The organism is Paenibacillus solisilvae, from assembly GCF_042656405.1.
GTDB lineage: Bacteria > Bacillota > Bacilli > Paenibacillales > Paenibacillaceae > Paenibacillus_Z > Paenibacillus_Z solisilvae.
In genome coordinates, this window is the sequence record NZ_JBHSOW010000095.1 from 62,447 (window position 1) to 69,979 (window position 7,533).

The 7,533-nt window shown below is 49.8% G+C and carries 8 protein-coding genes; 4 read left to right on the forward strand and 4 right to left on the reverse strand.

Going from position 1 to position 7,533, the window contains the following annotated elements; translation table 11 throughout:
• Positions 1–303 precede the first annotated feature (303 nt).
• Positions 304–1,599, forward strand: coding sequence for a LysM peptidoglycan-binding domain-containing protein (locus ACFPYJ_RS25175; RefSeq protein ID WP_379190981.1), 1,296 nt, complete (start codon positions 304–306; stop codon positions 1,597–1,599).
• Positions 1,600–1,687: 88 nt separating this feature from the next.
• Here ACFPYJ_RS25175 and ACFPYJ_RS25180 read toward each other — a convergent pair whose 3' ends face one another.
• From ACFPYJ_RS25180 to ACFPYJ_RS25190, 3 genes are all read right to left on the reverse strand, one after another.
• Complete coding sequence (locus ACFPYJ_RS25180) at positions 1,688–3,340, reverse strand: MDR family MFS transporter (protein WP_379190982.1); 1,653 nt, start codon at positions 3,338–3,340, stop codon at positions 1,688–1,690.
• A gap of 30 nt (positions 3,341–3,370) precedes the next feature.
• Positions 3,371–3,799, reverse strand: a complete 429-nt coding sequence (locus ACFPYJ_RS25185) for a MarR family winged helix-turn-helix transcriptional regulator (RefSeq protein WP_379190983.1) — start codon at positions 3,797–3,799, stop codon at positions 3,371–3,373.
• 233 nt (positions 3,800–4,032) lie between these two features.
• Positions 4,033–4,581, reverse strand: coding sequence for a GNAT family N-acetyltransferase (locus ACFPYJ_RS25190; RefSeq protein WP_379190984.1), 549 nt, complete (start codon positions 4,579–4,581; stop codon positions 4,033–4,035).
• Positions 4,582–4,888: 307 nt separating this feature from the next.
• On the opposite strand from ACFPYJ_RS25190, the gene ACFPYJ_RS25195 reads away from it, so the two are divergent.
• The 3 genes from ACFPYJ_RS25195 to ACFPYJ_RS25205 all read left to right on the forward strand — a co-directional run bounded on the left by ACFPYJ_RS25195 (position 4,889) and on the right by ACFPYJ_RS25205 (position 7,022).
• Complete coding sequence (locus ACFPYJ_RS25195; protein WP_379190985.1) at positions 4,889–5,110, forward strand: PspC domain-containing protein; 222 nt, start codon at positions 4,889–4,891, stop codon at positions 5,108–5,110.
• 12 nt (positions 5,111–5,122) lie between these two features.
• Positions 5,123–5,809 (forward strand): PspA/IM30 family protein, encoded by a 687-nt coding sequence (locus tag ACFPYJ_RS25200; RefSeq protein ID WP_379190986.1) that lies wholly within the window; start codon positions 5,123–5,125, stop codon positions 5,807–5,809.
• Between the two features lie 544 nt (positions 5,810–6,353).
• Complete coding sequence (locus tag ACFPYJ_RS25205) at positions 6,354–7,022, forward strand: hypothetical protein (protein WP_379190987.1); 669 nt, start codon at positions 6,354–6,356, stop codon at positions 7,020–7,022.
• Positions 7,023–7,383: 361 nt separating this feature from the next.
• On the opposite strand, the gene ACFPYJ_RS25210 is transcribed toward ACFPYJ_RS25205, so the two are convergent.
• The coding region (locus ACFPYJ_RS25210) for an IS3 family transposase (RefSeq protein ID WP_379190991.1) at positions 7,384–7,533 on the reverse strand (150 nt) is incomplete at its 5' end.

Sequence of the window (7,533 nt, forward strand, 5' to 3'; positions counted from 1 at the left end):
AATATTTCATTTTTTAATAAAATTACTAATTTTTTTCTCAATTGAGTATACAATTTGTATCGATCTTTTTCTACAGCGAATATTAGGAGCTTTTGTCGTTTAGCATCGGATCATTAGCGATTGATAACGGATTGTAAATTAACTGTAGCAATATGCCGGAAATTTTCTCCAGTATTTCTGCTGTTTCTACTAATAATCCAGCCCCTTATCAGGCATTCATTTGCCGGAGAGTGAATACAATCGAAGTGATGTGCAAGTGGCACGGCAGGAGGTATTTTTTACTCAAAGGGGAGGGGAATAAGCATGCAAATCTACGTCGTCCGGTCCGGCGACTCGCTGTATCGAATTGCTCAGACCTATGGGGTTTCGGTGAATGAGATTACGGAGGCTAATGAGCTGACAGCGGGCAATGCGCTGGTCATCGGACAGGCATTGGTCATTCCGATTGTCGGGCAATATTATTGGGTGAAACAGGGGGATACTCTGACAACACTTGCACGCCAGTTCGATACGAGTGCCCAGACCTTGGCATCGGTTAATGGTCTGGAATTGAATGCGCCGCTTCCGGTTGGGCTGCGATTATACATACCGCCAATGCCCAGACGGAACGCGGAGGTCAATGCGTATGTCGATTTAAGAGGGACCACCGTCCCGCCGGCGCTTACGGAGTCTGCAAGGAAAGCCGCGCCTTATCTGACTTACCTTGCTCTGTCCAGCTTTCAGATTCAGCGCGACGGTACGCTAAAGCCGCCGCCGCTGGACAATTTCAGAGCCATTGCACGGCAGTATCAAGTCGCGCAGATGATGACCATTACGAATCTGGAGAACGATGCGTTCAGCGCCGAATTGGGTCAGCTCGTCCTGAGCGACAGCGCACTGCAGGATAAACTGCTGGCCAACATCGTGCAGATGGCTAAGGAGCTGGGCTTCGGGGATGTCCATTTTGATCTTGAATTTATACGCCCCGCCGACAGGGAAGCTTACAACAGCTTCCTGCGTAAAGCGGTCAATGTCATTCACGAAGCCGGACTCACCATGTCAACGGCTCTAGCTCCCAAAACAAGCGCAACCCAGGAGGGCGCCTGGTACACCGCGCATGATTACAAGGCTCATGGGGAGATCGCGGACTTCGTTATTATTATGACCTATGAATGGGGCTACAGCGGCGGCCCTCCGATGGCAGTATCGCCTATCGGCCCTGTCCGCAGCGTACTTGAATATGCGCTGACCGAGATGCCTGCGGGCAAAATTCTAATGGGCCAGAATCTATACGGCTATGATTGGACCCTGCCCTACGTTGCCGGCGGCGCTTATGCCAGGGCATTAAGTCCTCAAGCTGCTATCGCTCTGGCGCGTACACGCAATGCCGAGATTCTATACGATAACGATGCACAGGCCCCGTTCTTTCATTACTGGGACGGCAACCGCAAGGAACATGTCGTATGGTTTGAGGATGCCCGTTCGATCCAGGCCAAATTCAATTTATTAAAGGAGTTAAACCTCAGGGGAATAAGCTACTGGAAACTGGGCCTGAGCTTCCCGCAAAACTGGTTATTGCTTGATGATAATTTTAATGTCGTTAAGCGTCCTTCTTCTTAGAAAATAACAAAGGGCAGCCTCCTTCCCGCATTACACACGAGTTGGAGGCTGCCTTATATCAGGAACGGGAGATTTGACTTAATAGCCTTTATTCACCTTGGCCGACGAGCTTCTTGCCCATTTGCTTGACACCAGAAGATACATCTTTCTCAGGGGGAGCTGCCGCCGGTTCTGCAGCTGCTGCATTCGTTGTCCGCAGCGGAATTTCTTTGATGAAAAAGGTTAAGATAACGGCAACCACCAGAATCAGCGTACCGGTTAGAAATACCGTTGACAGTGACTCACTGAGTGCGTCGCGAAGCAAAGTAATCGTCTTGGCGAAGACCGGCTGCAGGTCAGCGGGCAGGCTTTGGTGCAGCTTCTCCAGTTCCGGCTGGTTCGTCAGCATCTGCGGGTTCGCAAAGGCTGCAAATTTCTGCTGCACCGCAGGATCAAGCTTGGACAGATCGGCGCCTTCACCGGATGCGGCGAGATTGGTCAAATTCCTTTTCAAGCTGGATGCCAGCACCGTACCCATGACCGCAATACCGATCGTGCCGCCCAGGTTACGGAATAACTGAAGCGAAGCTGTCGCTGCGCCAAGCTCTTTATGCGGCACCGCATTTTGAACCGTTAAGGAGAAGACCGGCATACCAAGCCCAAGTCCCAATCCGAAGATAATCATGGCCATTACGGCCATCCACACACTGTTCATGAAGACCATGATTAGCATACCCGCAACCATGATCGGCATACCGATTAAAGCAAAACGTTTGTATTTGCCCGTACGGCTGATAATTTGACCGCCGACCGCGCTCGTCAGAACCATACCGATCGACATCGGCATCGTTACATAACCGGCATGTGTCGGTGATATTGCCAAGACGCCCTGTACGAAGAATGACAGATAAATCAGCGCCCCCATCATACCGAAGTTCATCAGGAAACCAATGATATTGGAGAGCGTTACGACACCGTTTTTGAACAGATCCAGAGACAGCACCGGTGTTTTCACCTTGCTCTCCACGATAAGGAATAGAATAAGCGATACGAGCGTCACGGCAAACAGACCTAAGATTTGCCCGGATGCCCATTCATATTTGGAACCGGCCCACGTGAAGGCAAGGAGCAGCGGAACGATGGTCGTAGTAAGCAATAACGAACCCACGTAGTCGATAGATTGACCTGCTTTGCGCGGCACTTTCGGGAACAAGGTCAGAATCATCACGAAAGCAATAATACCAAGCGGCAGGAAGATCCAGAAGACCCATTTCCATGCCATATGGTCGACGATGTAACCGCCAAGCGTCGGCCCAATTACGCTGGAGAAACCAAATACAGCAGTCATAACGCCGGTCCATTTGCCCCGCTCACGAGGAGGGTACAAGTCTCCAACTGCCGTGAATGCTGTTGCCATGATGATACCGGCACCGATGCCCTGAATCCCGCGGTACGTAATCATTTGGTAAATATCAGTGGATGTGCCAGTCAGGAAGGCCCCTACAATAAAGAACACAATACCTGACAATATAAATGGTTTCCTTCCATAAATATCGGACAGCTTACCGACGAGCACGGTTGCGATCGTTGAAGTGAGCATATAGATCGTAATGGCCCACGTGTATAAATCCATTCCGCCAAGCTGTGCGATAATTCTCGGCATAGCTGTACTCACGATCGTCTGGTTAATCGCCGCAAAGAACATCGCGAACATAATCCCGAACATAATGGTGAGCTTGCGTTTACTTGATAAATGCTCCATGATTACTCTCTTCTCCCCTTAAGTAAGTTGTCATTCATTAATTCTTTCAAGCATCTTGGCAAAGATGCGTTTCAGATGCTGGATATCCTCAGCCGGCAGCCGGTCAAAGAACGCCGTCATCGTATCTTTCTGATCATTGAGCACACGGTCCAGCATTTGCTCGCCTTTGCTTGTGATCTCGATGTATACGACCCTTCGATCATCCTCGGCCCGCGAACGTTCAACGTACCCCTCCGCAATCATTTTATCGGATATGCCTGTAATCGCTCCTGATGTGAGACCCAATGATTCGGCAAGCTCCGATACCTTCAGCGATCCGCAGGAATGCAGCTTGAACAGTACCTTGAACTGGGTGTAAGACAGACCATAGGACATATGCTTATTCCACTCCTGGGTCATGTTCTTGATCAGCGTTCGGAACAGGCCTGCAACATCTAAGAGCTCGGTATTGTACGCCATCTGAATTCCTTCTTTCGGGCCAGACCGCAGCTTATTACGCCTCTGGCGGCTGCTGCGGAAAATTATTTTACTACTAAAATAATAATCACTAAAGTATTTAATACTATATAACTTTGTTGTAAAGCAGTCAATAAACAAAAAACGCCCTCTGAACCGGTATTCGCGTAAATATACGCATTTCCCCTGTCAGAAGACGCCTTCCATGCTAATTCCTCAGCCGTTCGTTCCTTTATTTATCCTAGGGCCCGCTTAACCATCCGTCGGTAGCTATTCTCCCCAATTTGCAGGCCCCCATCCTCATGGAAGCCTTTCTTCTTATATAAATCATAAGCGCGGTCATTATATTCCTCTACGATCAGGCCCACTTTATCGTAACCTGCCGCAATGGCCCGTTTCTCTCCGGCGAGCATCAGATGCTGTGCAATACCTTGCCCCCGAAACGACTCGTCCACTGCAATCGCATCGAAATAATATTCACCGTCTCTTGCTTCCTTAATGATACAAGCACCGGATTGCAAATTCACCATGAAAGGCTTGTCCAGCGCACCTGCCCCATCGCCCGGATAGGCAATAAGCATACCGACTGCCCGCCCCTCCCGCTCCTCTACAATGACATGCTCATAACTGATCCGGTTCCCCTTTTGCTTATAAAAAGCCTCAAGCCGGCTCAGGGCCAGCTCCCCGTCTGTTGTTCCAGCGAGCAAGCAGGCAATGGAGCCAATTGCAGCCTGAATAAGCGGCATAACCTGCGGTGCATCCTCACGCTTTGCTGATCGAATCATCTTCGTTCATGCTCTCCTTCTGCATTACTGATGTTCCGTTCATGATACCGGGCCGCTTTATTATTGGCAAGTTTGAGGCGCATTCATGCCATGGGAAGCGCCGCCGCGAAAGCTTGGACGCGTGAATTCAGCCCAGGCCGCAGCCGGACGTATGGTTAAAAGCGCCTTAAGACGTACTTCATCCCCGCCTAAAGGCCAGTTTCAAAAACCGTCGCAGGACGGTTCTCCAGCAAACGCTTCTGCTTTAAACTTAGGTTATCAAATACGGAATGTATCAATCGGATTAAATGAAAGGGGATTTTCACAAATGAAGAAATTATACCGCTCCACCATGGATCGCAAAATAACCGGTTTATCCGCCGGTGTCGCTGAATGGTTTGGCATTGACCCTACCATCGTCAGACTCATCCTAATTGCATCTGCATGCTTCAGCTTCGGAACGACGTTCCTGATCTACGTTCTAGCCAGCTTCATCGTACCTAAGGCACCTTACGAGGTGCTCTACACCAGCAGCCTACACAAATTTTAAGGAGTGAATACAATGAGTGTTATTACAAGATTGATTCAATTGACAAGGGCCGCTACAGGTGAATTACTTGATAAACTGGAAGATCCGGCGATGATGATGAACCACTATGTCAGAGAGGCGCAGGCTGAGATCGAGAAGATCCAGCAGGAGCTGACCAAGCAAGAGGTGCAGACTCGGGTCCTTCAGCAGCAGGCGGATGAAGCTGCCAAGCTCGCTGAGCTGAGCGAAGCCAAAGCACTCGATGCATTAACTGCCGGCAACGAGGCGCAGGCCCGCGACTTGCTTTCCACGAAGCTTCAATATACGCAAAAGGCTCAGGAGTACCGCAACGCCTTGGATCAAGCCAATTACCAAATTCCGCTGCTTGCCAAACGTCTGGAGGAAGCAAAAGCCGAGCTGGTTGTCATGCAGAAGAAACGCGATGATTTGACAGCCCGCATTCAACAAGCTGCTGCCAAATCGCAAGCTGCAGTACCCAGCTTCAGCTGCAGCCCCGGCGTTCTTGATGGCGGTTCGGCTGCCCGCGGCTTTCAGCGCATGGAAGAGAAGATTCTCCAGTGGGAAGCGCATCTTGATGTGAAGCGCCAGACTTACGCTCCTCATGGGGATACAGCCGGCCAGGTAACGCCTGACGCGCAGAAAAATGCCTTGGTTGAGCAGCAAATGGAACTGCTTCGCAAGAAGCTTCCGACGGAGTAAACAAACTCATTAGGTATAGAAAACAAGCCTGCTGAACCTTTGCGGTCAGCAGGCTTGTTTTTTTGGGGAACATAAATCATCCGGCCGGGTGCGGCTCTGCGTTTCGCGCTTCGAACAAAGGCACCGGTTGACCTCCGACACCTTCCGATACCGCGTGCGGTGGGAGCTACACACACTGGGAACTGCACACGCTGCGAGATACACACGCTGGGAACTGCACACACTGGGAACTGCACACACTGGGAATTGCACACGCTGGGAACTGTGTGCGGCGGGAGCTACACACACTGGGAACTGCACACGCTGCGAGATACACACACTGGGAACTGCACACACTGGGAGCTGCACACACTGGGAATTGTATGCGGTGCAGGCAACTAGCTTGCTGCAATCGGCTCTATTCGATTCGTATTTAACTTTAAATTCTACTGGACCAAATCTGGCAAGCTTGCTACAATAGGAAACAGACGAAGAACGTCCGAATGCCATTCTGGCAGGCGGGCGTTCTTTTTTGTCGTATGCAGGGAAATGGGAGGCCGGGAAGTTGAGTCATTTTGAGGTTAAGCATGCAGCTTTTATCGAGGAGCATATGGTTAGGCGTACTGGAGAACGAAAAGGCCGGCTGCAGCGAGGACATCAATATGCCGAAAAACTGCTGCTCCAACACGTGTGGTGGCCATTATTCGGTAATTTCGATCATTTGCATCCGGAGTACGAGATTTACGATTGGAACCGCAAGTCTCAATTTCTTGACTTTGCCTTCATTGCTCCATTCGGGCGCTACGGCATTGAATGCGACGGGTTTCAAAGTCATGTAAAGGATATGGACCGTGAGAAATTCAGCTATTCGCTGAACCGGGATACTTTTCTAACGGGGCTGGGATGGAAAATGATCCATTTCTCCTTCGATGATGTCCAGAACCGGCCAGAGGTATGCCGTATGCTGCTTCAGATGGTCATTGGACCTTACTTGCTTCGGCAAGAGCACACCCTGCCCGCTGTTAAAATGGAGAAGGAGCTGATCCATCTTGCATTTAGACTCGGCAGACCCGTCCGGCCTAAAGATCTTCAAGACGAATGGGGCATCGATTTCCGCACCGCTCGAAAGCACCTTGTTTCCCTAACAGCCAAAGGATGGCTTCGCCCGATCTCAAAGGGGCGCAGAGTACGCTATTACGAGTTGTCTGAGGGTATGTTAGAACAGCTGCTTTAGTTAGTTGAATCTGCGGAGTGAGAATTTTCTTTCTAGAGGAATTTGTACGTTCAGCTTGCCTGAATGTGCAGCATGGCTTGGAGCTTAACTTCCCAACTTGTCTGAATGCGCAGCATCCCTTGGAGCTTAACGTTCAACTTGCCTGAATGTGCAGCATCCCTTGGAACTTAACTTTCACTTGCCTGAATGTGCAGCATGGCTTGCAGCTTAACGTTCACTTGCCTGAATGTGCAGCATGGCTTGGAACTCAACGTTCAAATTGCCTGAATGCGCAGAATGACTAGGAGCGTAGGCACCTATACTGGATTTCATACAGTTAAATAGCCGATTATGAGCTTATGTCAATATAGTAGACACAACTTTATGAAACCTGGAGTTGCTCGTAATAGCTTTTTTCGAACGCATACGGGGACTTGTAGCCTAAGGTAGAATGGATCCGAATGCGGTTGTATTCGAGTTCAATATATCCATGAAGGGCGTCATAAGCTTGTTTGCGTGTGCGAAATTTAGT

What these genes read in the sequence shown, in the direction of transcription:
- ACFPYJ_RS25200 (WP_379190986.1), top strand. Translation starts at nt 5,123, where the DNA reads ATGAGTGTTATTACAAGATTGATTCAATTGACAAGGGCCGCTACAGGT.
- ACFPYJ_RS25195 (WP_379190985.1), top strand. Translation starts at nt 4,889, where the DNA reads ATGAAGAAATTATACCGCTCCACCATGGATCGCAAAATAACCGGTTTA.
- ACFPYJ_RS25180 (WP_379190982.1), bottom strand. Translation starts at nt 3,340, where the DNA reads ATGGAGCATTTATCAAGTAAACGCAAGCTCACCATTATGTTCGGGATT.
- ACFPYJ_RS25190 (WP_379190984.1), bottom strand. Translation starts at nt 4,581, where the DNA reads ATGATTCGATCAGCAAAGCGTGAGGATGCACCGCAGGTTATGCCGCTT.
- ACFPYJ_RS25185 (WP_379190983.1), bottom strand. Translation starts at nt 3,799, where the DNA reads ATGGCGTACAATACCGAGCTCTTAGATGTTGCAGGCCTGTTCCGAACG.
- ACFPYJ_RS25175 (WP_379190981.1), top strand. Translation starts at nt 304, where the DNA reads ATGCAAATCTACGTCGTCCGGTCCGGCGACTCGCTGTATCGAATTGCT.